This is a genomic window from Streptomyces ureilyticus, from assembly GCF_011045025.1.
GTDB classification, from domain to species: domain Bacteria; phylum Actinomycetota; class Actinomycetes; order Streptomycetales; family Streptomycetaceae; genus Streptomyces; species Streptomyces ureilyticus.
In genome coordinates, this window is record NZ_JAAKZX010000008.1 from 54,601 (window position 1) to 77,168 (window position 22,568).

Here is a 22,568-nt window from a genome sequence, read left to right on the forward strand (position 1 = left end):
GGGTGGATGAGAGCAGGACCATAAGTAGGTAAGGATTTTGTGTTCGATGCTTAAATGGCGTGCCCATGTTGTGACCGCCACGCAACCGCCAAGCGGCCCGCGAGCCGGCGAAGCCGGGCTATCGAAGCCTCTGGCTGATCACCTTCGACACCCCGTCGCCCTGCATGGAGACGCCGTACAGCGCGTCGGCGACCTCCATCGTGCGCTTCTGGTGTGTGATCACGATCAGCTGCGAGGCCTCCTGCAGCTCCTGCATGATGCGGATGAGCCGCTGCAGGTTGGTGTCGTCGAGCGCCGCCTCGACCTCGTCCATCACGTAGAACGGGCTGGGCCGGGCCTTGAAGATCGACACGAGCATCGCCACGGCGGTCAGCGAGCGCTCGCCGCCGGAGAGCAGGCTGAGGCGTTTGACCTTCTTGCCCGGAGGCCGGGCCTCCACATCGACGCCCGTGGTGAGCATGTTCTCGGGGTCGGTCAGGATCAGCCGCCCCTCGCCGCCCGGGAACAGCCGGCTGAAGACGCCTTCGAACTCGCGGGCCGTGTCCCAGAACGCCTCGGTGAAGACCTGCTCGACGCGCTCGTCGACTTCCTTCACCACCTGCAGAAGATCGGCGCGCGTCTTTTTGAGGTCCTCCAGTTGTTCGCTGAGGAACTGGTGGCGTTCCTCGAGCGCGGCGAACTCCTCCAGGGCCAGCGGGTTGACCTTGCCGAGCTGCTGGTACGCCCGCTCGGCCGATCTGAGCCGCTTCTCCTGCTCGGCGCGGACGAACGGCCGGGGCTGGTTGCGCGGGTGCTCGGGGTCTTCGGGCAGCTCCTCGCCCTCGGCAGGCGGTGAGGGCGGTACGAGCTGGTCGGGGCCGTAGTCGGCGACGAGCCCCGCCGGCTCCACACCGAGCTCCTCCAGCGCCTTCGTCTCCAGTTGCTCGATCCGCAGCCGCTTCTCGGCGCCGAGCACCTCGCCGCGGTGCACGGAGTCCGTGAGTTTGTCGAGCTCGGCCTTGAGGTCACGCCCTGCGTTCCGGGCCACGACAAGATCCTGCTCCCGTAGCGCCTTGGCGCTCTCGGCGGCGGCCCGCTCCTCCTCCGCCCGGCCCACTGAGACCTCGACGTGCGCGAGCAGTTGCCGCGCACCGGAGGCGACGGCCTCGGCGACGGCGGCCTCGTGCCGCAGCCGCGCCCTGCGCTGCTCGGCACGCGCGCGTGCCTCGCGTTCGGCGCGCGCGGCCCGGTCCAGCGATTCGGCCCGCCCGGCCAGCCCTTTGACCCGTTCCTCGTGCGTACGCGCCTGGAGCCGGGCCTCCATCTCGGTCTGCCGCGCGTTGGCACCGTCCGCCGCGAGCCGGTCCCGTACGGAGGTGTCGGGCTCCTCCTCGACAGGCATCTCCTCGGCCACGGCAAGCCGTTCTGCCAGCTCTTCGACTTCCTCCAGGGCCTTGTCGAGGGCCTCCTGCGCCCGCGCGGCCGCGGCGGCGCTCCGCTCGGCCTCGCCTGCCGCCCCTCGGGCCTGCCCGGCCAGCCGCCCGAGCTGCTGGGCGACCGCCGACCGCTCCCGCTCCCCGGCCCGCCGCCGCTCCCCCAACTCCTCGACGAGCGCGACCCGTTCCTTTCGCTGCTCGGCGGCGAGATGCTGCGCCTCGCTCAACTCCTCGCACTTCACGGCCAGTTCTTCCAACTCGGCCGCGGCTTCGTCCACGGAGGCCTGCACCTCGAGCAGACTCGGCGCCCCGGCCGACCCTCCGTGTGCGAAGTGCGCCCCGAGTAGATCGCCTTCGGCGGTCACAGCGGTCAGCTCCGGCCGCGCACTCACCACGTCCTCGGCGTCCTCGAGGGTCGCCACGACGACGATGCCCCGCAGCAACCGCCGTACGGCGGGCATAAGTTCAGCGGGCCCACGGACCAGATCGGCGGCATACGGAGGCCCGCCGAGCTCCGGGATTACGCCGCTGGGGGCGCCGTCGCCCGATGCTGGCACCTCCTCGGGTGCCCCCGCCAACAGCAGGGCCGCTCGTCCCGCGTCCTGCTTGCGGAGCAGGCGGATGGCGTCGGCGGCCGCGTTCGGGGTGGTGACCGCGATGGCGTCCGCTGCCGTACCGAAGGCGGCGGCCAGCGGGACCTCGTAGCCCGGGGTGACCGTCAGGAGTTCGGCGGCCGGGCCCAGCAGGCCGGTGAGCCGGTCCTTCGCTGCGAGCAGGGCGCCCGTGCCGTCCTTGCGGCGCAGGCCGAGGGCCAGAGCCTCGTGGCGGGCCTGGGTGGCGGCCCGCTTACGTTCCGCGGCGGTGGCAGCCTCACGGGCCGCCGCCAGGGCGGACTCGGCCTGAGCCAGCGCCGACTTGGCGGCCTCGTGCCGCTCGGCCAGCTCCGCGTCCCCCTCGTCCAGGCCGTCGACCTCGGCCTTGAGCGCCTCGTACTCCTCCTGCGCCGCGACCGCCCGCTCCTGGGCCTCGTCCCGTGCGGAGGCGAGTCGGTCGATCTCGGCCTGGGCGGAGGCGGCCCGCGAACGGGCCGCGTTGACCTGGCCGTTCAGTCGGGCGAGCCCTTCGCGGCGGTCGGCGATGGCGCGGGCCACGTCCTTCAGCCGCCGTTCCTCCAGCGCCAGTTCGCGTTCCAGGTCGGCCCGGTGGGCAACGGTGTCCTCCAGTGCCCGCTCGGCCGCCTCGAGGGCCGCTTCGAGCTCGCCCTCCTGCTCACGGATCCGTGCGGCCTCGCGCTCCATGTCCTCGGGATCACGCCCGCGCCGCTCCTCGGCGGGCACGGAGGTCGCGCTCTTGACGCGGGCGTCGGCCAGCGAGATCGTGCCGCGCACCCGCTCGGCCAGCTGCGACAGCTCGTGCCAGGTCTGCTGCGCCCGCTGGAGCCGCGGGGTGAGGCGCCGCACCTCGTCCTCAAGCTGAGCCTCCCGCTGGAGCGCCTTCTTCAGCTCGGCCTCGGCGGCGTCCTTGCGTTCCTTCAGCGCGGCCTCGTCGGCGATCTCGGTCTGGAGCGCCTGGCGGAGCCGTACGAGATCGTCGGCGAGCAGCCGCAGCCGGGCGTCCCGCAGGTCGGCCTGGATGACGGCGGCCCGGCGCGCGACGGCCGCCTGCCGGCCGAGCGGCTTGAGCTGGCGCCGCAGTTCGTCCGTCAGGTCCTGCACGCGCGCGAGGTTCGCCTGCATGGCGTCCAGCTTCCGCAGCGCCTTCTCCTTGCGCTTACGGTGCTTGAGGACGCCCGCGGCCTCCTCGATGAAGGCACGGCGGCCCATCGGATCGGCGTGCAGCACGGAGTCGAGCTGGCCCTGGCCGACGATGACGTGCATCTCGCGGCCGATGCCGGAGTCGGACAACAGCTCCTGAATGTCCAGCAACCGGCACGTATCACCGTTGAGCTGGTACTCGCTGCCGCCGTTGCGGAACATGATCCGCGTGATGGTGACCTCGGCGTACTCGATGGGCAGCGCGCCGTCGGAGTTGTCGATGGTGAGGGACACCTCGGCACGGCCGAGCGGTGGGCGCCCGGTGGTGCCGGCGAAGATGACGTCCTCCATCTTGCCGCCGCGCAGCGACTTGGCGCCCTGCTCGCCCATGACCCAGCTGAGCGCGTCCACGACATTGGACTTGCCCGAACCGTTCGGTCCGACGACACACGTGATCCCCGGCTCGAACCGGAGCGTGGTCGCCGAGGCGAACGACTTGAACCCTCTCAGGGTCAGGGCCTTGAGGTGCACGCCGCCGGACTCTACCTTCCGGGTCTGTCTCACTCCATGAACGAACGGTTTCGCCCATGAACGTGCAGGGCACACCAGACGTTAAAGAGAGTGAAAGAGTGCGCGGGACAGACTCGGGGGCAAAAAGAAGGGACGCCGAAGCGTCCCTTGCAACACTGGTTAGCGGCTGACACGGACAGCCTGATCACAGGCGGCCTTGTGGGCCCGAGTGGTCAGGTGAGCGCAGGCTCCGCCTGGGGTACGTCGATGCTCTTCAGGAGCTGTTCGTGAGAAGCGGCAGCCGTCAGCTCGTCGTTCTCGGCCTGGATCCGTACGAGCTCGGATTCCAGGTCCTGGACGCGCTGCTGGAGCCGTCGCATCTCGGCGAGGAGTCGCGGGTCGGAGCCGCCGACGTAACCGAGAAGCGCCTTTGCCATGATGGATGGTCCTCCACAATGAGTGACCGACCGAAGCGGTGTGGGTCGTGAGGGAATCGCACCCGTGGTGCTTGGCACTGTTCAGTTGTTGCTGCCGTTCTTACATGCCAAACAGCTAAGGTGCGCGGGGTTTTCAGCGTCTCACCAAAAAGTTTGACGGTCAACACGATCACGCCCCGTATTGACGGGCAACCCGGGGCGCGCGGCCTGAAAACGGGCGGCGCTGCCTCTCCTTCGGGGCCCTGAGGGCGTAGAGATCATCCTTCCTGCGCGAGCCTGCCACGGCAAGCGGTTCTTGGCAACCACCAGGTAGTTTCTGCCTCGGGCAGGTGCCCGGGGCTGCTCTCGGGTCCCGGCCTGCGGTGTTGCGGCCGGCGAGGAGCAGTGGATCTCAGCGGATGGCGAAGCCGTCGTAGCCGCCGCGGGGTGTGTCCCAAATCTCGGTGACTCCGTCGACCCGGCCGGGTGTGTCGTCCCCCCGCAGCCAGTCGAGCAGGCCCTCGCATCCGGTCCGCGGGCCCTCGGCGACCACCTGAACCCGTCCGTCGGGCAAATTGAGAGCAAAGCCACTCAGACCGCCGAGCTCCAGCGCCTTGGCACGGGTGAACCAGCGGAAGCCCACACCTTGGACGCTTCCGCGCACCCATGCCACGAGTCGCACATCGTCGTTCATGGGTGCACGCTAACCAGTCATTTGGTTCCGGAGCACTTCCTCCTCATGCGTCATGCGGTACCGTCCCGACGCAATGCACCTCATTCGTTCGAGTGAGGAACGTTGACTGCAAGATGAGGAAGGCCAGGAGATGGGACGCCACCGACGCTCCGCCGCCGGCCGCGCCGCCACAGGCCGCGCCACCGGCGTCACACAAACGTACGGATCACACACCGGCGGCTACTCAACGGCCGGCGCGGGTGCCTACGCGACCGACGCCATCTCTGCGGCCGGACAGGGCCGCCACGAGGGGCATGCCCTCCACCCGCAGAACGATGCCTACGCGCACAGTGACGCATATCTCTTCGCGACGGGCGACACCACCCAGGGAAGCGCCGCCTACCTCTACGCGACGGGTGACGTCGACGCATACGCCACGACCAGCTTCGCGTCCGTCCCCGGCCCTCGTGGGGGGCGCTCGCACCGCCGGCGCAAGAAGGCCAAGGCAGCGGTGCCCGTGCGTACCGGTCTGCTCGGTGTCTCCGCGGCCGTCGCGATGGGTGCCGTCGCGGTTGCCTCCGGGCTGATTCCGGGCGGCGGTGACACCAACACGGTCGGCGGCAGCAACGCGGGCAAGGTGCAGACCTCGGACTTCCCGACCGGCCTCGGCACCCAGGGCGGCGCGGACGGCTCCTCGGAGGACCGCGACGACTCCGGCACCAGCCGTGGCGCCAACCGTTCGCCTTCGCCTTCGCCGACGCCCACGAAGCCGACGAAGGAACCCACGAAGGAACCCTCCGCGAAGCCGACCACAAAGACTCCGGAGAAGCCGAAGCCCACTCCGCCGCGTGCGGCCACGAAGGTGCCCAAGCCCACCCCGCCCAAGGCGGTGTCCCCGCAGACCGCGGCGGAGACCGAGGTGCTCAAGCTGGTGAACCAGGAGCGGGAGAAGGCCGGCTGCAGCCCGGTGACGGCGTCCGGTTCGCTGGCCAAGCTGGCCCAGGCCTTCAGCGAGGCCATGGCCGAACTGGACTTCTTCGACCACACCGACCCGAACGGGGCCACCCCCTGGGACCGTGCGGACGTGCTCGGCATCGCGAACCTCGGCGGCGAGAACATTGCCCGCGGCCAGGCCGACGCCGAGGCGGTCATGGCTGCCTGGATGGACAGCCCCGGCCACCGCGCGAACATCCTGAACTGTGACTTCAAGACGCTGGGAGTCGGCGCTCACTTCGCTCCGGGCGGCCCCTGGTGGACGCAGGACTTCGGCTACTGAGCTTCGGCTCCGCACTTCGCCCGCTAGCGGTTTCTGTTGGTTAGCGCCACCTGCCGGTGCGCGCTGCGCCGGAGTACGCTGAAGGTATGGACCTCACGGAGACACAGGACCTTCCGTTCGACGTGTTCTCCAAGGCGTGCCCCTCGCGGGGCACCCTGGAGCACGTCACGGGGCGCTGGGGAGGGCTCACACTGGGGGCGCTGTACGAAGGCCCGTTCCGCTTCAACGAGCTGCGCCGCCGCGTCGACGGCGTGAGCGAGAAGATGCTGTCGCAGACACTGCACGCGCTGGAGCGCGACGGTCTGGTGCACCGTGAGGCGCAGCCCACGAACCCGCCGCGCGTGGACTACGAACTGACACCGCTCGGCCGCGAGGTCGCCGAGCGGCTGCTGGCCCTCATCCACTTCATGGAGGGGCGTATGGGCGAGGTCCTGGCGGCGCGCGAGCGTTACGACGCGACGCGCGGCACTCGCTGACAGCGCGGACAGAAGTAGCTGGACCGGTTCATCCAGGGCTGCCGCCGGATCGCGGTGCCGCAGCGCCGGCACGGCTCGCCCTCCCGCCCGTAGGCGTCGAGGGACCGGTCGAAGTAGCCCGGCTAGGACAGTATCTGACGTTCATCCCGGGCATTACTGACTGTGCGCCGACGCTAGCCCACTGACCAGCGACGATGGGTCGGCTGGTGCACCGTAGTGGGCACGTGGGTAAGGGCAGAACGGTCGTATACCTGTGGCGAATCCGTTGATCTCCGTCGAGCTGGGTCAGACCGGTTCCCACGCGCTCACCGCTGCGGTCCCCACCAGGTCGCACCGAAGGCTCGTCAGAGGGCTCCGCTGCTCTACGTCAAAGCGCGACCACCTTCGGTACGCCTTCGGCTTCCAGCTCGAAGGGCCACAGTAATACGCGCTTTCTGCCCTTCTGTCAGCGGAGGGGCGGAAGCCTCGATCGCGTCGATGTGGATCTGAGGGTCCGGACGAAAAAACGCAGCCTCAAGATCTGCGACCTTCATCATGATCTTAGTGACGCGACGACCGTTCCTGCCGATGACCTTCTTGCTGACGACAGGCAGCATTCCGTTTCTGATGCGTTTTAGAAGGGTCCGCCTGCAGCAACCTTGACGCTCGGCGGCGTCGATCAGATCGATCCATTCACTGGCGGCATGCACAAGCACCTCCGCTTGACTCATGGAGACGACTTGCCTCCATCCCGCGCCAATCGACGAGCCTGGGTCCGCCTCAATCTGGCCAATGATGAGGGCACTGCTGGTCAGCCGGACGCAGCAGGATCTCGTTGATGGCGAGGTGACGTGGGCGCGACAGGGCGAACGCAATCACTTCTGTGATCTCTTCGGGTTTGGCGGTCGCCGTGTTGTCCTTGAGCTGGTCGAGGAACACTTCGGTGGCGGTGATCGCGCCGAGCAGGTTGGCCTCGACCATCGCCCGGTAGGGCACTGTCACGTTGGCTGGCCGGTGGGATGATCTTCTGGTTGATCAGCCTGGGAAGGGTCGTCCGTGGGGAGCGCGTCGCTGTCGTACAAGGGGCACCGGTACCCGGTCGAGGTCATCTCCCACTGTGTGTGGCTGTATCACCGCTTCCCGCTGTCGTTCCGCGAGGTCGAGGAGCTGATGCTCGAGCGGGGCGTGACCGTCTCCTACGAGACGGTGCGCCGCTGGTGCGGCAAGTTCGGGCAGCGGTACGCGAGCGCGCTGCGCCGCCGGCGGCCTCGGCCTGGGGACAAGTAGCACCTGGACGAGGCCTTCATCAAGATCAACGGGCGGTTGCAGTACCTGTGGCGGGCCGTCGACCAGGACGGCAACGTCCTGGACATCCTGGTGCAGGACCGCCGGGACAAGGCTGCGGCCAGGCGCTTCTTCCGCCGCCTGATGAAGAAGACCCGAACGGTGCCGCAGGTGATCGTCACCGACAAGCTCCGCTCCTACGGCGCCGCCCACCGCGAGGTCATGCCCTCCGTCGAGCACCGCTCCCACAAAGGCCTGAACAACCGGGCAGAGAACAGCCATCAGCCAACGAGGCAGCGTGAACGGGCGATGAAGGGCTTCCGCTCCGCAGGCGGAGCGCAGCGGTTCCTGTCCGCGTTCAGCGGTATCTCGCCCCACTTCCAGCCCCGCCGACACCTGATGCCCGCACACAACTACCGCGCCGAGATGAGCATCCGCTTCGCCATCTGGGAGCAGATCACCGGAGTCGCCGACCTCGCCACCGCGGCCTGAGCACAGCGCGCAACCGGGCTCCACCACACCACGACACACCATCAGACACCTACCCACCCAACAACGTGACAGCGCCGTCATGCCGGGCCCGGAGGCCGGGAGCCCTGTTGCAGGGCCACGAAAAGGTAACGGGGGAGCGGTCCTGTCCCGGTGCCGTCAGCGGCAGGCGCGGACGGCCGCGGCCGGCTGTGGCCGACGGGGGGAGCGCTCGGCGGCCGTACCCGCGCCGGCCAGCGGCGTGGGGTCACCGACCGCAGTGAGCGTGCTGGTCGCGCAGCCGAGTACGAGTTGGTACTCGGTCACCTCCGACGAGCCGAGCACCAGATGGACGGAGGCGGTCCCGCCGCCCGCCGCGGCGATGTTGGACTCGGTGCTGAAGGGCAGCCGCGGCACCGTGGGGTTGAGGCCGAACTCCAGCCCGGTGACGCGGGCGTGGCCGGGGTCGGCGGTGAAGAGCGCCGACAGGGCCGCGGCCGCGAGTGCGGACCCAGACTCCGCCGCTTTCATGCCGGTCACCACCCCATCCTGGACCGTGAGGACCAGCGGATAGTGGGAGAGCGCGGAGAGCTTCTCGTACCACTCCTGCCACAGGCCGGGCACGGGTCGGCGCCCGTACACCACCGGACGTCCCTTGACGGCGACCCGGCCGTCCACCACGGCACCGGTCAACTGCTGGCGACCGGCCGGCGCGGCCTGCGCGACTCCCGGCCGGAAGGTGCCGGTGGCCGGTCCCTCGCCGCCGAGGCCGGTGCCGGTCACCGTGGCCAGCGAGCGGGTGAGCGGGTCCGTCAGGGCCAGACCGGCCGCCTCGGCCAGCGCGCCGGTCAGCGCCTCGGCGGTCCGCCGGATGGCCGCCGGGTCGCTCTCCTCGAGTGAGCGGAGCAGGGCGCGCAGCCGGTCGTGGGTGAGCGGCCCCGTGCCAGCGCGCAGCGTGGCGACCGCGCGTCCCGGTCCGACCTCCCGCGCGGGCGCCGATAGCAGCAGGTCGTCGCCGGCCACGACGAGGACATCGCTGCCGTCGGGCACCTCCGAGCGCAGGATGTCCGTCAGCGTGCTGTCCTGGCTCGCGGTCACCTTCCGCCAGTCCTGGTAGCGGTGCGGAGGGTCGATGCGGACGATGTCCGAAAACCTCTGTTCCACTACGAGCGTGAACCGGTTCCTGCCCGTCGGATACTGGCGGTATAAATCAGGGCGGACGATAATCATCGTGAGACTCCCAGATGAGTGAGAAATGGCTTCGGCAGGGCTGGTCGGAGCAATTCCGCTTTTGTGTCGGCAGCGAGTCGCGCGACCCTCCCAGGAGCACATCTGAGGCGACTCGGGCATGTTGGGGTGCGGGAGGGCGGCGGAATGGTAGCCGCCGCGACCTACTTGTCACCGGTCGGTTCGATCTACGAATCACTCAATACCACGGTGATGGCCCGACGCAACGAGGTCATCGCATCTGGCCGGAAGCGATCGCATGGGTGCGGGCGGCCCCCAGATGGAGTGGCGGATTCCGAATGCTGCCTGAACGAAGGGGCGTTGGCCGGTGCGGGCGGTACTCGGTGGCGTCGCGGAGGGGCTGACGGCGACCGATGCGCCCACTATTCACGTATACGCGACGAGCCGATGCGCTTTTTCAGCTAGCTGCGCGTCCAGGCGAACTGTCGTCGAATCCGTCAGCGTCGCATCGCCCACTGCGGGGGGAGAGGTGGCGTACGCCATGGCGTTAAGGGCTGAAGATATGCCACTCTTATTGAAGTCGTATGCCGAATGCACCCAGTGTTTCGGGATGATGCCAGGGGGAATAATGCCCGATCAGCATTCGTACGTGCCCGTTCCCGAGGAATGTCGACGGGCGCTCGTGAGTCGCCTGCCCCATCTGACCGAGTCGGTTCTGAACGAATTGCGGGCAACTGAACTCGCCTATCGGGACGGCACCATTCCGCCGGTCGAGCCGCCGATATGGATCAGCCGGTCGGTCGGCGCCGCACTCGACGCCATGTCCCTCGAGTCGGCGGACGAGATCACCGAGACCCTGTCCGTGGCCCGGACCACCGGGGCGCGCCGGGCTCGGCAGGGAGTGCCGATCGCGGCGCTGATCCGCGCTTACCACGTCGGCGGCCGCCTGATCAACTCCACGGTCGCCCAGTGGGCCGCGGAGCAGGGACTGGCGGCGGAGCGGTCAGCGGCCTTCATGGACACCGTGCTGACGGTCGCGGAGCAGCACAGCCTCGCCGCCATCAACGCCTATCAGGAGCTGCGGCGCTCCCTGCCGGCCGCCTCGGCCGCGGAGGGTCTGCTGCACGCCCTGCTGAACGGTGAGACCAGCGCCGTCGTGGCTGGCGAGCTGGCGCGGGAGTTGGCGTTGCCGGAGCGCGGTCGGTACGCGGTGATCGTGCTGCGCCCGGGTGCGCCGGGCGGTCCGTCGCGGCCGCTGGCCGAGCTGCCCGCATGGATCGCGGGCCTGCGCACCGTGTGGCGCGCGCACCACGATGCCGCGTTCGGCATCGTGGTGCTGAAGGACGCCGCCCCGGGAGTGCTGGGCGACGGCCTGCCGGCCGCCGGTGTGCGGGTCGGGATCAGCGCCGCCGTACCCGGCCTCACCGAGCTGGGCCGTGCGCGCCGCCAAGCCGAGCTGGCGGAGCGGACGCTAGGTCGCGGGACCGGTGTCGCGCACTTCGAGGAGCGTCTGACGCAGGCGATGCTCGCCATGGCGCCGGACGTCGCCCTGCAGATGCAGTCCCGGGTACTCGGCCCGGTGCTGGAGTTGGACGAGGCGACGCGAGACGTGCTGCTGGAGACGCTGCGTGCCTGGCGTACCGCCGAGGGGTCGATGGCTGAGGCGGCCAAAGCGCTCTACTGCCATCGCAACACCATCCTGTACCGGCTGCGCAAGCTCGAGCGCTTGACCCGGCGCTCCCTGTCGTCGCCGCACGACATGATCGAGATCGTGCTGGCGGCAGAGGCGTTCGAGCTGGCGCACGGAGCTGCGAGTCGGGGAACGAGGGCGCAACCGTTTCCCTTAGGTAAGTTGGATATGACAACCTATCCCCATGGGAACTCGTGACCTTCCACAGAAGCGGCTTCCGACACGCGTCCACACCCCGGGCGCACCCGGCAGGCCGTGCTCGATCGCCGCGGCGTTGAAGATCGTCGGAGAGCGCTGGGCGCTGCTCGCGGTCCGCGAGATCGGATTCGGCAACCACCGCTTCGACCAGATCGCGATCAACACCGGCGCGTCCCGGGACATCCTCACCGCACGCCTGCGCTCGCTGGAGGCGGCCGGCGTGCTCTACCGGAGCCTGTACAACGAGCGCCCGCCGCGCTACCAGTACCACCTCACCGAGGCGGGCCGCGACCTGTTCCCGGTGCTGGCGGCGCTGCGCGACTGGGGCGACCGCTGGCTGGTCGAGGAGAAGCCGACCGTCATCGAGCACACCTGCGGCCACGAGCTGCGTGCCGTGTCGGCCTGTGAGCACTGCGGCGGCCGGCTCGATTCCCGCGGCGGTCCGGCGGTGGCCCGCTTCCAGACCCCCGGCTGGTCGAAGTCGGGCCCGGTAGAGGGCTGACCGACCGCGGCCGAACCTCGGGCGTCCGGCGCCGGCCTCTGAGTCTGGCCGCGGTCGGGAATGCCCTGTGTCCGCCCCCGAGCCGGGCCTCGGTCAGGGGCGCCCCGTGTCCGCCCCTGAGCCGGGCCGCGCTCGGGGGAGCCCGCCGCCCGACCGGGCTACGGCCTCCGTCGGCCGGGCCGTTCAGTCGGCACGGCGCCGGAAGGTGCGGCCGACGCAGAGGCAGGCCAGCCCGGTCACCGCGGCGCACCCTCCGGTGAACCACCAGCCGCGGTCGAAGGCGCGCAGTATCCCGGTCGACTCGGAGTCCAGGATCGCCACAAGGAGCGCCACGCCCAGTACGGAGCCGAGCTGGCGGGCCATCGTCACCACTCCGGAGCCGGTGGAGAAGCTCTGCGGGGGGACCGCGGTGACGCCCGCGCCGATCAGCGTGGGCATCGTCAGGCCGACACCGATGCCGGTGAGCATCATGCCCGGCAGCATCCCGGTCGCGTAGCCGGAGTCCGCGTGCATCGCGCCGAGCCACCAGGCGATACCGGCCACGAAGACCATGCAGCCGGCGAAGGAGACAAGCGCCGGTCCGAAGCGCCGGACGATTCCGGCCCCACCGATGGCGAGGATGGGCACCATCAGCGGTCCCGGTGCGAGCCCGAGGCCGGTGGCGAGCGGAGACCAGTGCCAGACGTTCTGCAGCCAGAGCACGCAGGAAAGCAGCAGCGCGGCGAACGGGATGGCGAAGAGCAGGTTGGCGAACGAGGCCGTGGCGAAGGTGGGCAACCGAAGGAGCTCCAGCGGGAGCACCGGCGACACGGCCCGCGCCGAGCGCAGCACGAAGAGGCCGAGCAGCAGGACGCCGCCGATCAACGAGCCGAGCACCTCGGCCGAAGTCCAGCCCCACTCGGGGCTCTTGACCAGGCCGAGGGCGAGCACGCCGATCGCGGCGGTGAGGAGCGCCGCCCCGAGCAGGTCCGGCAGGTTCGCCTTGGTCCGGACCGGGGTTCGGGGAAGCAGCCGGGGACCGGCGAGCAGGACGACCAGGCCGATCGGGACGTTCACCAGGAAGACCCAGCGCCAGCTGATCTCGGTGAGCAGTCCGCCGGCTGCGGGCCCCAGCGTGGCGATGCCGCTGACCGCGGTCCAGCCCCGGATGGCGCCCAGGCGCTTGTCCGGTGGCGCCGCCGCGAGCAGCAGGCCGAGAGAGGCCGGGATGAGGGCGGCCGCTCCCGCCGCCTGCAGTCCGCGCAGCGCCACAAGGGCCCAGATGTTCGGCGCGACGGCGCAGGCCAGTGAGGCGAGGGTGAACACGGCGGTGCCGGCCAGATAAGTGGCCCGCGCGCCGAATCGGTCGGCGAAGTTGCCCGCCGGCACCAGGAGCGCGGCGAAGACCACCGCATAGGCGTTGAGCACCCAGGAGACGGAGGAGAGCGGGGAGTTGTCGAAATCGGCGGCGATCTGCGGCAGGGCGACGTTGACGATGAAGAGGTCGAGGTTGGCCATCAGGACCCCCGCCGCCACCACAGCGAACACGGGCCCGAATCTGGTCGGTTCGAGGGCCGCCGGCTTGGTGGCCGATTCCTGGACTGTCACGGTGCCTCGCAGTTGCTAGTGAGTTTGGAAGTCCAACTGATTAGGTCACGAATGATGCTAGCCAGGGTCCGTTGGACATGGCAACCAACTCGGCTACGGTCGGCGGCAGGCGTGAACTTCCCCACATCACGCATGAGTTGGCGGTCCGTCATTGCGCTGATGTCGCCGCTTGTCTACCGTCGGTCGCATCTTCCAACTGACGAGGAGTGGGCCTTGACGACCGCTCTCCCGGATTCCCCCGGCCGCCTGCTGGCGCGCGGACTCGACGGCCCGGTCGAGGCCGCACCCCATCTGTGGGGCTTCGGCGGCCTGCACGGCGGTCTCACGCTGGCCCTGCTGACCTCGGCGATGCGCCGGTCGGTGCCGGCCGACGCCGAACTGCGTACCGTGACAGCCCGCTTCCACCGGTCGCTCACCGGCCGCTTCGATGTGGAGGCCGCGGTGCTGCGGCCCGGCACGGTGACCACGCTCACCGCCCGAGCCGTACAGGCGGACAGCGGGCCAGGCCCTGAGGCCGACGCGACGGCGACCTTCGCCCCCCGGCGTCCGGCCCGCACCGCGCCGGTGAGTCCCGCACCGCCGGTCGCGCCGCCGCCTCAGGACTGTGAACTGTTCACCATTCCGCCCGAGTTCGTGCCCATCTCCACCTTCATGGAGATCCGGCCCGTCGGCCCCAACCGGCCCTATTCCGGCTGTGCGGAGCCCGAGCTCACCGCCTGGATCCGGTTCACCGAGGACGATCTGCCGCCGGACACCGACCGCTTCCTGACCCTGATCGACGCGCTTGCGCCGTCCTACGCCGCCGTCCTCACCGACCTGCGGCTAGTTCCCACGCTTGAGCTCACCGTCCGCCCCACGCCGGGTCTGGCGCATGCCTCCTCGCCCTGGATCCTGCTGCGCGCCAGGACCCATCGGGCCGACGCCGGGGGCTGGGTCGACGAGCACATCGACGCCTGGGACGGGGCGGGCACGCACCTCGGCTCCGCCTACCAGCTGCGGCTCGTACGCCCGTCGGCGGACAACTGACCTGCACCGAAACCGACTTGGGTCCCACCGGTGATCCGGCGGGGCCTAAGTCGTCGTACCGCGCTCAGCCGATGTCCACGAGCTCCCGGCGGTATCCGGCGAGCTGCCTCGGGCTGTTCCAGCCAAGCAGCCCGGTGGTCGCCCCGTCCTGTGTGAAGCGGGCGACGAACGCCCCGGAGCCCGGCCGGCCCTCCAGGACCTCAAGCTCCGCGCCCGGCGGGCAGGTGCCGTGTAGCTGGATCCTGACGTCGTACTGGTCCGTCCAGACATACGGCACCGCGTGGAAGGCACGCCCGGCGCCGAGGAGGTTGCGGGCGGCCGCCGCACCCTGCAGTACGGCGTTGGTGCGGTGTTCCTCCCGTACGAGCGAACCGTGCGCCCGATGTCTCAGGCGGGCCACGTCGCCCGCCACGAAGACGCCGGGCGCGGCCTCGAGCGTCGCGTCGCACACGATGCCGTCGGCCAGTTCGAGACCGGCGTCCGCCAGCCAGCCGGTCGCGGGCGTCGAGCCGACCGCGACCACGACCGCTTCGGCGGCCAGCACGCCCCCGTCGTCAAGCCGTACGCCGGCCACTCGCCCCTGCGCCGACGTGAAGCCGTCGACCGCCACTTTGGTCCGCAGTGCCACACCCCGCTCGGTGTGCAGACGGGCGACGAGCGCGCCCGCATCGGGACCGAGCCGCCCGGCCAGCGGGGCGGGCTCCGGGCAGACCAGCGTGACGTCGAGCCCGAGACCGCGGGCCGTGGCCGCCACCTCGGTGCCCGTGAACCCGCCGCCGACCACGGCGAGGCGCGGCCGCCCGGCCAATGTGGCGCGCAGCGCGGCGGCATCGTCCAGAGTGCGCAGCAGATGCACCCCGGCCAGGGGGTGGTGCGCGGACGGCAGCGGGCGCGGCGTCACACCGGTGGCGAGGAGCACCTGGTCGTAGTCGAGGCGCTCCCCGCTGTCGAGCTCGACGCGGCGGGCCACCGGGTCGAGTCCGACAGCCCGCCTCCCGAGACGCAGGTCCAAGTCCAGTTCCCGGTATCGCCCGGTCGGCCGGAGCGCGGTCCGCTCGGCAGGCCAGACACCCGCGAGCACCTGCTTGGAGAGCGGAGGGCGGTCGTACGGGAGGTGCTTCTCCGCACCGACCAGCGTCAGCGGCCCGGGAAAGCCCTCCCGGCGCAGGGTCTCGGCCGCCGACACACCGGCAGCAGAGGCCCCGACGATGAGGATCCTCATGCCCGGAGGTTTTCCAGCACGAGCGCGTTGGCGAGCCCACCCGCCTCGCACATCGTCTGCAGGCCGTACCGCGCACCCCGGTCCTCCAGGGCGTGCAGCAGGGTGGTGAAGATCCGGGCGCCGCTGCCGCCGAGCGGATGGCCGAGGGCGATGGCGCCGCCGCGGACGTTGGTCTTCGCCAGGTCGGCGCCAGTCTCGCGCTGCCAGGCGAGGACGACCGAGGCGAACGCCTCGTTGACCTCGAAGAGATCGATATCGGAGAGGGAGAGACCGGTCCGCTCAAGAACCTTGGCGGTGGCCGGGATCACCGCGGTCAGCATGAGCTGCGGGTCGTCCCCGGCCACCGCGAACCCCGTCAGGCGCGCCCGCGGCCGCAGCTCGAGCCGGGCCGCGACCTCCTCGTCCATGATCAGCACCGCGGAGGCGCCGTCGTTGATCGGCGAGCTGTTGCCGGCCGTGACCTGCCAGCCGATCTCCGGGAAGCGCTCCTCGTACTCCGGCGTGTAGTACGCCGGCCGCAGCCCCGCCAACGCTTCAAGGGAGGTGCCCGGCCGCACCGTCTCGTCCCGCACCCCCGGTACGGTCACCTCCCGGTCGAACTCCCCTGCCGCCCAGGCGGCGGTGGCGCGCTGGTGTGACTGAAGAGCGAACGCGTCGAGCTCGGAGCGGTCGAGCTTCCACTTGGACGCGATCAGCTCCGCGCTGATCCCCTGGCCGATCAGACCCTGCGGGTAGCGCTCGGCGAGCGGGGCGAACGGATTGCTGCCGGGCAGCACGCTGGAGCCCATGGGCACCCGGGACATGGACTCGACACCGCAGGCAATCACGATGTCGTACGCCCCGGAGATGACGCCCTGGGCGGCGAAGTGCACCGCCTGCTGCGAGGAGCCGCACTGCCGGTCGACGGTGGTGGCCGGCACGCTGTGGGGGAACCCAGCCGCAAGGACGGCCGACCGCGTGAGGTTGACCGACTGGTCGCCCACCTGGGAGACGCAGCCGCCTATCACGTCGTCCACAAGGGCGGGGTCGACGCCGGTGCGCTCGACCAGCGCGCGCAGCGTGCCGGCGAGCAGCGCGACCGGATGCTCGTCGTGGTGCATGCCCCCTTGCTTGCCCTTGCCGATGGATGTCCTGACGGCCTCGACGACCACTGCGTTGCGCACGTGTCCTCCTGTTTGACGGGCAGCCCTGGGACCAGGGAGCCGCGGGTGAATCAATCTGTGGGTGGTGGCCTGTTACGCGGACGGGACCGCTTCCAGGCGGGTGAAGCCCAGCTCCCCGAGCGGGCCGCTGACCGATGCGAGCGTGAAGCTGGCCTGGGCGAGGAGTCCGCGATACTCGTCCTCCGTACGTTCCCGGCCGCCGGTCAGGACGAGCATCAGCATGTCGGCGAGCAGGGCGCGGCGGTGCTCAGCCCCGACGACGTCGGGGACCACCCACTCGAAGATGATCAGACGGCCGTCCGGCTTGATCGACTCGCGGATGCCGCGCAGGATGCGCAGCGATTTCTCGTCGTCCCAGTCGTGCAGGATCAGCTTCATGACGTACGCGTCCGCGCCCTTCGGCACCGATTCGAAGAAGCTCCCCGCCGTCACGGTGGCGGCGGCCGCCAGCGTCTGCGTCGCCTCCGTCACGCCGGTCGGCATGTCGTACACCACGCCGGCGGCCGTCTTGGGGGCGGAGCGGAGGATCTCGGCGAGGAAGACCCCGCTGCCCTCCCGCCGACGTCGGCCACCGTATGGAACCGCGTGAAGTCGCAGCCGGCGATAAGTCCGGCGGCGGTCTCGCTGGTCATCCTGCCCATCGCCCCCGTTGAGCTTCGCCCTCCTCGGAGTGCTGTCCGAGGTAGGCGAACGCGGGCATGCCGTAGTTGCGCTCGAAGGCGGTGTCGCCGGTCCGTATGGAGTGCGCCGCATCGCCCCAGGAGGACCAGGCGCCGGCCGAGCAGAGGAACCGGAAGACGTCCCGGACGCTGCCGGGGGTGCCCGTGCGGAGGTCGCCGCCCAGCTCGGTGAGCTCGAAGCGGTCGGGCTCGGTCTGGGTCACGACGCCGAGCGTCGCGAGGACCCGAAGCAGCCGCAGTACGGACGGGCCGTGCGCCGCCGTCTCCTCGGCCAGCTGCCCGCTGGACCGCGGCCCCTGAGTAAGCCGGTCGATGAGCTCCAGGTCCGTCGCCACGTGCAGGATCTGCGCCGACATGTACTCCCAGGCGACGTCGGTTCTGATTCTCAGTTGAGAGACCCGGCTTGTCAGTTGAAGAAGTCGGCGAACGCGGCGAGTACGGCTTCGGGCTGCTCCTCGACCAGGTAGTTGCGCGTGCCCTTGATCTCGGCGACGCGGACCTTCGTGGCCGAGGCGGTCAGCGCCTTCTCCATGTAGGCGAAGAACGGGCCGTAGGCGAGGCCCAGCATCTCCACGGTGACCTGCGGATAGGAGGCGAAGTCCGCGATGTCCTGCTGATACGTCTGGAACCAGCCGGTGCAGGCCCGGATCGCCCCGGGGGCGTCGTACGCCTGGGTGTACACCCGCCGGTCGAAGTCCGTGATCGCGTCCGGGTTCACCAGGCTGATGCCGAACATGTAGTCGATGATGTGCCGGGACCGTCCGGCGAGGAGCTGCTCCGGCAGCTCCCTGACCTGGTTGAACGCCAGCCACCAGCGATGCGGCGGGGCATCCCCAGGGCGCGGCACCATCGGGAAGTCGTAGTAGCTGTCGTCGATGTGGGTGGTGTTGAGGATCGCTACCTTCTCTACCACCTCCGGGTGGTTGGCCGCGCAGGCGTAGGCGACCATGGCGCCGATCCCGTGCCCGGCGACCGCGGCCCGCTCGTAACCGAGGTGGTGGATCAGCTCCTTGATGTCGCGGGCCATCGTCTTCTTCTCGAAGCCGGACTCCGGCTTCTCGGAGGCGCCCATGCCCCGGATGTCGACGGCAATCACCCGATGGCGCTCGGCCAGCGCAGGCATCAGCTTGCGGTACTCCCACCAGGTCTCCGGCCAGCCCGGCAGCAGCACCAGCGGCGGGCCTTCGCCCCCGCTGACGTAGTGCAGGCGGACTCCGTTGACCTCGGCGAACTCGCTGGTGAACGTGTCACCCAGCGAGGCCGCCAGCTCCTGGTCGGTGATCGTGTGTTCCGTGGACATCTGCACTCCCTGTGCGGTGTCAGTGTCGGTCTGTACGAAGTCGGTGTCGGACTGCGCGGTGTCGGTGCTACTTGACGGTGACGGGCAGCCGGTCGTGCCCGCGCTGGACGATTTGGTCGCGGAAGGACGCTCCCTTGGCGAGCGCCAGCCCGGGGAGCCGGTCGAACAGCCGCGGCAGCATCGACTCGACGGACATCCGGGCCAGTGCGGCGCCCAGGCAGTAGTGGCTGCCGGCGCTGAGGGTCAGCGGCTGGTTGTCGCGCCGCGTGGGGTCGAAGACGCCGGGGTCGGTGAAGCGCCGGGGGTCCCGGTTGCCCGCCGCAATGAGCAGGGTCAGCGGGGTGCCCTGCGCCACCGGGAGGCCGAAGAACTCGAAGTCCCGCGAGGCCACCCGGTTCAGCGCCTGGACGGCGGGGTCGAAGCGGAAGGACTCGTCCACGAAGCCCGCGGTGAACTCCGGGTCGGTGCGCAGCCCATCGTGGTGGTCCGGATGCTCGACCGCCAGCCGCACGGTGTTGCTGATCAGATCCATCGGCGCCTCGGTGGCCGCGACCAGGAGCAGCATGAGGTTGGCGACCAGCTCCTCCTCCGTGATCTCCCCGCCGTCGCCCATCGCCCGGATCCAGCCGCTCGTCATGTCCGGGCCGGGGGCGGCACGCAGCCGGGCAACGAGCGCGTAGAAGTACTCGGCGAAGCGCTCCATGGCCTGGTCGCCGGGGACCAGGACGCCGAGGTCGCCGATGGGGTCCAGTGCGAGGGTGATGGCGCCGATGTCCGCACGCATGCCCGGCTGGTCCTCCGGCGGAATGCCCAGGAGTTCGCCGATGACCCCGATCGCGTAGCGGAAGGAGAACTCGCCGACCAGGTCGACGGTCCCGCCGTCCGCGCCCGCCTGGGCGAGGTGCTCCACGGCGTCCGTGGAGAGCCGGTCGACCATCTCGCGCAGCGCCACCACGCGCTGGGCGGAGAAGGCGTTGCCGAAGAAGCGGCGCAGCCGCTCATGCCGCGGATCGTTGCTGAACAGCATGTTCCTGGTCAGCCAGCGCCATGACGCGTGCTCGCGCCAGCCCGGCAGCCGCTGGTCCTGCACCGCGTCGTCGGTGGAGAGCAGCAGCGCCGGCTCGCGCAGGGCCTTGGCGCACTCGGCGTGGCCGGTGACGAAGACGTGAGCGCCGCCCACGTCCACGAGGGGGCCGTGCGCCCGCATCTCCTCGTACAGCGGATAGGGGTTCTGCTTGCCCTCGTACGAAAGGAGCTGAACCATGATGTCCAGCGGGTCGCGCAGGGTGGTCGTACCGTTCATGTTCACTCCTGATCGCAGGTGTGGCGTGGCCTGGGGACTGTCGGCCCTAAAGCGGGGCCACGACGAAGTCCGCTTTGCTCACGCCGCAGTCGGGGCAGCTCCAGTCGTCGGGGATGTCCTCCCAGGCGGTGCCTGGCGGGATGCCCTCCTCCGGCAGGCCGAGGTCCTCGTAGTAGACCCAGCCGCAGATCAGGCACATCCAGGCCCGGCCGCGGACGACTTCGGTCGAGGTGTTCACAGGACGCTCTCCTCCGCGTGCTCGGCGACGAAGGCCGCCGTCGTCTCCTTGGTCACGGGGGACATCAGGATCCCCAGATGCCCGCTGTCTGGCACGCTCCGCAGCCGGGCGCCGGGAAGCCCGGCGGCGATCGCCTCTGCCTCCGCGAACGGCACCACCGGATCGTGCGGATCCGCCACGACGAGCACCGGCGCGGTGAGCCCGCGGCCGTGCGCGAGCACGTCCCAGTGGGTGACGGGCACGCCGTTGCGCTGGTGCAGCTCCGCGCGGATCAGCCCGACGGTCCGCGCTGGCAGCCGGCTGGACGCCCACCGGTCCAGCACCCCGCTGAGCGTGCGGGTGGGCGCCACCAGGGTGAGGCTGTCGATCCGCAGCTCCGGCCGGCCCGCGAGGGCCGCCGCGGTCACGATCGAGCCGAGGGAGTGCGCCACGACCACCCGGACCGGGCCGAGCGTGTCCAGCACCGCCCCCACCGCATCCGCGTACTCGGTCATGGTGGCCTGCGTCCCCGCCGACACCCCGTGCCCGGGTGCGTCGAAGGCCGCCACCCGGTAACCGAGCTCCCGCAGCGGGCCGATCAGGCTGTGCATGCTGCTGGAGTCGGCTCCCCAGCCGTGCACCAGCAGCGCGGTGGGCGTGTCGTCGGCGCCCCAGAGATAGCCCTCGCGTACGCGCGGCGCTCCCGGTACGGGGAACGGCCGTGCGCCCAGTGGTGACAGGTCCGCGGGGTGGATCCCGAAGGCCCGGGTGGTGCTGAACGCGTCGGTGGCCCGGCGGCCGGCCGTTCTGGGGGCCAGCGCGCCGGCCGCCGCGTACGCCATCCGCCCGATCACGCCGCGGGCTCCTTGGAGCGGTCCCGCGCCGGTACGGGATGGTGGCCGAAGTCGGTGTAGAAGCCGGACTCCGTGTCGTAGAAGTGGCAGTCCCGCAGGATTCGCCAGAGCTCGCCGAAGGTGAACCGGCGCTCGCGGACCATGCCCGGGTAGGCCTCCTTCAACGCTTCCTGAGCCTTGGGCAGGTTGTAGAACGGCACCGCCGGGATCACGTGGTGGGCCGTGTGGATCGAGATGTTGTGGGTAAGGAAGAGCAGCCACCGGGGGTAGGTGTAGTCGGTGGTCACCAGCAGCCGGCTGGCGTTGCGGGTCCAGTGCTCCCCGGACAGGTAGGGGATGTCGCTGGTGCTGTGGTGCATGAGCGTGGTGGCGCTGAACCAGGCGTGGATGAAGAGCCACGGGGCCAGGAACATGGTGAGTAGGCCCTGGACGCCGAAGAAGTAGCCGAGCGCCGGGAGGTAGAGCGCGCTGACGGCGGCGACCACGGCGATCGACTGGGCCACGTCCCGGCGCATCTGCCGCTTCGGGAAGAAGCCGGGGCGGAAGCCGGAGACCCGCCAGTAGTTGACCGTGCCGAACCAGAAGGCGAAGGTCCGGGTCCCCTTGTAGACGATCTTCTGCCGGAGCGGCATGCCGTCGTACATCCGGCCCGGCAGCGGCCGCCAGTCGGTGTCCAGCTCCAGGTTGTTGGTGTGCGCGTGGTGCAGGTTGTGCACATGCCGCCAGGCGTGGAAGGGGTAGACGAGCGGCAGCAGCGCCGCGTGTCCGATCACCGAGTTGAGGCGGCGGGAGCGGGAGAACGACCCGTGCCCGCAGTCGTGGGCGATGCAGTGCAGGCCCCAGCCGCCGAGGCCGGCCACCACCCACAGGAGCGGCCAGAGGTAGGCGGGGGCGAACGCCGTGCCGGCGACGGCGCCCGCGTACAGCAGCCAGCTCAGCGCGAAGCCGAGCAGGCCCCGGGCCACGTTCGGCTTGAGGTACTCGCTGGGCACGGCCTCTTGCAGCCGCACCCCCTTCAACTGGTCCGACTTGCGCATGAACTCGCTGAACTCGGGGCCGGGCGCGGTGGGAAAGGAGTAGGCGGCCATGGTCATCCCGCCTGTCCGGTGAGCCGCAGCTCCTTGGCCAGATAGCCGCTGAGCGCGTCGATGGTCGGGTGTTCGTAGAGCAGCGCGGGCGACAGCCGACGCTCCACGAGCTTCTCCAGGGCGCCGGAGACCTGGACCGCGACCCGCGAGTCGAGCCCGTAGGACTCGAACGAGGCGGCGGTGTCGACCTCGTCGACGGTGATACCGACCCGGCCCGCCAGATGCTCGACGAGCCAGCCGCGGAGCACCTCCTCGGTGACCGGGCCCTCGGGCAGGGACTGCTTGCGGCGCTTGAACAT

At 70.3% G+C, this 22,568-nt stretch carries 22 protein-coding genes and 2 pseudogenes; 6 read left to right on the forward strand and 18 right to left on the reverse strand.

What is annotated here, in order from left to right; translation table 11 throughout:
• Nucleotides 1–118: 118 nt before the first annotated feature.
• From smc to G6048_RS04215, 3 genes are all read right to left on the reverse strand, one after another.
• Nucleotides 119–3,700 (reverse strand): chromosome segregation protein SMC, encoded by a 3,582-nt coding sequence (gene smc, locus G6048_RS04205; protein WP_165338054.1) that lies wholly within the window; start codon nt 3,698–3,700, stop codon nt 119–121.
• 212 nt (nt 3,701–3,912) lie between these two features.
• Nucleotides 3,913–4,116 carry a hypothetical protein gene (locus tag G6048_RS04210; protein WP_165338055.1) on the reverse strand — a complete coding sequence of 68 codons (204 nt, stop codon included), beginning with the start codon at nt 4,114–4,116 and terminating at the stop codon, nt 3,913–3,915.
• Between the two features lie 391 nt (nt 4,117–4,507).
• A complete protein-coding gene (locus G6048_RS04215) occupies nt 4,508–4,789 on the reverse strand; it encodes an acylphosphatase (RefSeq protein ID WP_165338056.1) in 282 nt (93 codons plus the stop codon).
• A gap of 130 nt (nt 4,790–4,919) precedes the next feature.
• Here G6048_RS04215 and G6048_RS04220 point away from each other — a divergent pair, with 130 nt between their 5' ends.
• Nucleotides 4,920–6,044, forward strand: coding sequence for a CAP domain-containing protein (locus tag G6048_RS04220; RefSeq protein WP_165338057.1), 1,125 nt, complete (start codon nt 4,920–4,922; stop codon nt 6,042–6,044).
• An 86-nt stretch (nt 6,045–6,130) separates the two neighbouring features.
• The gene (locus G6048_RS04225) at nt 6,131–6,520 is read left to right on the forward strand and encodes a winged helix-turn-helix transcriptional regulator (protein WP_165338058.1); all 390 of its coding nucleotides are present in this window, start codon (nt 6,131–6,133) and stop codon (nt 6,518–6,520) included.
• Here the strand turns inward: G6048_RS04225 and G6048_RS04230 are convergent.
• From G6048_RS04230 to G6048_RS04240, 3 genes and pseudogenes are all read right to left on the reverse strand, one after another.
• Nucleotides 6,493–6,639: pseudogene (locus G6048_RS04230) on the reverse strand (zinc finger domain-containing protein); the annotation flags it as partial. The gene G6048_RS04225 and the pseudogene G6048_RS04230 overlap by 28 nt on opposite strands.
• Before the next feature lie 243 nt (nt 6,640–6,882).
• Entirely contained in the window at nt 6,883–7,230 is a 348-nt protein-coding gene (locus G6048_RS04235; protein WP_165338059.1) for a hypothetical protein, read from the reverse strand.
• Nucleotides 7,231–7,279: 49 nt separating this feature from the next.
• Nucleotides 7,280–7,480 (reverse strand): hypothetical protein, encoded by a 201-nt coding sequence (locus G6048_RS04240; protein WP_206341145.1) that lies wholly within the window; start codon nt 7,478–7,480, stop codon nt 7,280–7,282.
• A gap of 75 nt (nt 7,481–7,555) precedes the next feature.
• Between G6048_RS04240 and G6048_RS04245 the strand changes: the two are divergent.
• Nucleotides 7,556–8,275 (forward strand): annotated as a pseudogene (locus tag G6048_RS04245) (IS6 family transposase).
• A gap of 156 nt (nt 8,276–8,431) precedes the next feature.
• Here the strand turns inward: G6048_RS04245 and G6048_RS04250 are convergent.
• Nucleotides 8,432–9,415 carry a hypothetical protein gene (locus tag G6048_RS04250; protein ID WP_165338060.1) on the reverse strand — a complete coding sequence of 328 codons (984 nt, stop codon included), beginning with the start codon at nt 9,413–9,415 and terminating at the stop codon, nt 8,432–8,434.
• 652 nt (nt 9,416–10,067) lie between these two features.
• On the opposite strand from G6048_RS04250, the gene G6048_RS04255 reads away from it, so the two are divergent.
• A complete protein-coding gene (locus G6048_RS04255; protein ID WP_165338061.1) occupies nt 10,068–11,327 on the forward strand; it encodes a PucR family transcriptional regulator in 1,260 nt (419 codons plus the stop codon).
• Entirely contained in the window at nt 11,314–11,829 is a 516-nt protein-coding gene (locus G6048_RS04260; protein ID WP_165338062.1) for a winged helix-turn-helix transcriptional regulator, read from the forward strand. The genes G6048_RS04255 and G6048_RS04260 overlap by 14 nt, the downstream gene beginning before the upstream one ends.
• Before the next feature lie 183 nt (nt 11,830–12,012).
• Here the strand turns inward: G6048_RS04260 and G6048_RS04265 are convergent, their stop codons facing one another.
• The gene (locus tag G6048_RS04265; RefSeq protein WP_328825667.1) at nt 12,013–13,356 is read right to left on the reverse strand and encodes an MFS transporter; all 1,344 of its coding nucleotides are present in this window, start codon (nt 13,354–13,356) and stop codon (nt 12,013–12,015) included.
• Nucleotides 13,357–13,629: 273 nt separating this feature from the next.
• Here G6048_RS04265 and G6048_RS04270 point away from each other — a divergent pair, with 273 nt between their 5' ends.
• Nucleotides 13,630–14,442, forward strand: a complete 813-nt coding sequence (locus tag G6048_RS04270; protein ID WP_235989458.1) for a thioesterase family protein — start codon at nt 13,630–13,632, stop codon at nt 14,440–14,442.
• A gap of 64 nt (nt 14,443–14,506) precedes the next feature.
• Here G6048_RS04270 and G6048_RS04275 read toward each other — a convergent pair whose 3' ends face one another.
• From G6048_RS04275 to G6048_RS04315, 10 genes are all read right to left on the reverse strand, one after another.
• The gene (locus G6048_RS04275; protein WP_206341146.1) at nt 14,507–15,664 is read right to left on the reverse strand and encodes an NAD(P)/FAD-dependent oxidoreductase; all 1,158 of its coding nucleotides are present in this window, start codon (nt 15,662–15,664) and stop codon (nt 14,507–14,509) included.
• Complete coding sequence (locus G6048_RS04280; RefSeq protein ID WP_165338064.1) at nt 15,661–16,827, reverse strand: thiolase family protein; 1,167 nt, start codon at nt 16,825–16,827, stop codon at nt 15,661–15,663. Before G6048_RS04280 ends, G6048_RS04275 begins: the two co-directional genes overlap by 4 nt.
• 72 nt (nt 16,828–16,899) lie before the next feature.
• Nucleotides 16,900–17,424 (reverse strand): methyltransferase, encoded by a 525-nt coding sequence (locus G6048_RS04285; protein ID WP_235989464.1) that lies wholly within the window; start codon nt 17,422–17,424, stop codon nt 16,900–16,902.
• Between the two features lie 31 nt (nt 17,425–17,455).
• Nucleotides 17,456–17,863: a methyltransferase family protein gene (locus G6048_RS49185; protein WP_235989459.1), complete on the reverse strand. Its 408-nt coding sequence runs from the start codon at nt 17,861–17,863 to the stop codon at nt 17,456–17,458.
• Nucleotides 17,864–17,913: 50 nt separating this feature from the next.
• A complete protein-coding gene (locus tag G6048_RS04290; RefSeq protein WP_165338066.1) occupies nt 17,914–18,807 on the reverse strand; it encodes an alpha/beta fold hydrolase in 894 nt (297 codons plus the stop codon).
• A 67-nt stretch (nt 18,808–18,874) separates the two neighbouring features.
• On the reverse strand, nt 18,875–20,110 hold the full coding sequence (locus G6048_RS04295) for a cytochrome P450 (RefSeq protein ID WP_165338067.1): 1,236 nt from the start codon (nt 20,108–20,110) through the stop codon (nt 18,875–18,877).
• Nucleotides 20,111–20,156: 46 nt separating this feature from the next.
• Entirely contained in the window at nt 20,157–20,348 is a 192-nt protein-coding gene (locus tag G6048_RS04300; RefSeq protein ID WP_408056114.1) for a rubredoxin, read from the reverse strand.
• Nucleotides 20,345–21,181: an alpha/beta fold hydrolase gene (locus G6048_RS04305; RefSeq protein WP_328825668.1), complete on the reverse strand. Its 837-nt coding sequence runs from the start codon at nt 21,179–21,181 to the stop codon at nt 20,345–20,347. Before G6048_RS04305 ends, G6048_RS04300 begins: the two co-directional genes overlap by 4 nt.
• A complete protein-coding gene (locus G6048_RS04310) occupies nt 21,178–22,269 on the reverse strand; it encodes a fatty acid desaturase (protein ID WP_165338068.1) in 1,092 nt (363 codons plus the stop codon). The genes G6048_RS04305 and G6048_RS04310 overlap by 4 nt, the downstream gene beginning before the upstream one ends.
• A gap of 2 nt (nt 22,270–22,271) precedes the next feature.
• A complete protein-coding gene (locus tag G6048_RS04315) occupies nt 22,272–22,568 on the reverse strand; it encodes an acyl carrier protein (RefSeq protein WP_165338069.1) in 297 nt (98 codons plus the stop codon).

Bases quoted from the DNA above. Each gene is read 5' to 3' on its own strand.
- G6048_RS04215 (WP_165338056.1), bottom strand. From the start codon at position 4,789: ATGAACGACGATGTGCGACTCGTGGCATGGGTGCGCGGAAGCGTCCAA.
- G6048_RS04235 (WP_165338059.1), bottom strand. From the start codon at position 7,230: ATGAGTCAAGCGGAGGTGCTTGTGCATGCCGCCAGTGAATGGATCGAT.
- G6048_RS04315 (WP_165338069.1), bottom strand. From the start codon at position 22,568: ATGTTCAAGCGCCGCAAGCAGTCCCTGCCCGAGGGCCCGGTCACCGAG.
- G6048_RS04255 (WP_165338061.1), top strand. From the start codon at position 10,068: ATGCCCGATCAGCATTCGTACGTGCCCGTTCCCGAGGAATGTCGACGG.
- G6048_RS04225 (WP_165338058.1), top strand. From the start codon at position 6,131: ATGGACCTCACGGAGACACAGGACCTTCCGTTCGACGTGTTCTCCAAG.
- G6048_RS04210 (WP_165338055.1), bottom strand. From the start codon at position 4,116: ATGGCAAAGGCGCTTCTCGGTTACGTCGGCGGCTCCGACCCGCGACTC.
- G6048_RS04220 (WP_165338057.1), top strand. From the start codon at position 4,920: ATGGGACGCCACCGACGCTCCGCCGCCGGCCGCGCCGCCACAGGCCGC.
- G6048_RS49185 (WP_235989459.1), bottom strand. From the start codon at position 17,863: ATGTCGGCGCAGATCCTGCACGTGGCGACGGACCTGGAGCTCATCGAC.
- G6048_RS04290 (WP_165338066.1), bottom strand. From the start codon at position 18,807: ATGTCCACGGAACACACGATCACCGACCAGGAGCTGGCGGCCTCGCTG.
- G6048_RS04310 (WP_165338068.1), bottom strand. From the start codon at position 22,269: ATGGCCGCCTACTCCTTTCCCACCGCGCCCGGCCCCGAGTTCAGCGAG.
- G6048_RS04260 (WP_165338062.1), top strand. From the start codon at position 11,314: ATGGGAACTCGTGACCTTCCACAGAAGCGGCTTCCGACACGCGTCCAC.
- G6048_RS04275 (WP_206341146.1), bottom strand. From the start codon at position 15,664: ATGAGGATCCTCATCGTCGGGGCCTCTGCTGCCGGTGTGTCGGCGGCC.
- G6048_RS04295 (WP_165338067.1), bottom strand. From the start codon at position 20,110: ATGAACGGTACGACCACCCTGCGCGACCCGCTGGACATCATGGTTCAG.
- G6048_RS04240 (WP_206341145.1), bottom strand. From the start codon at position 7,480: ATGGTCGAGGCCAACCTGCTCGGCGCGATCACCGCCACCGAAGTGTTC.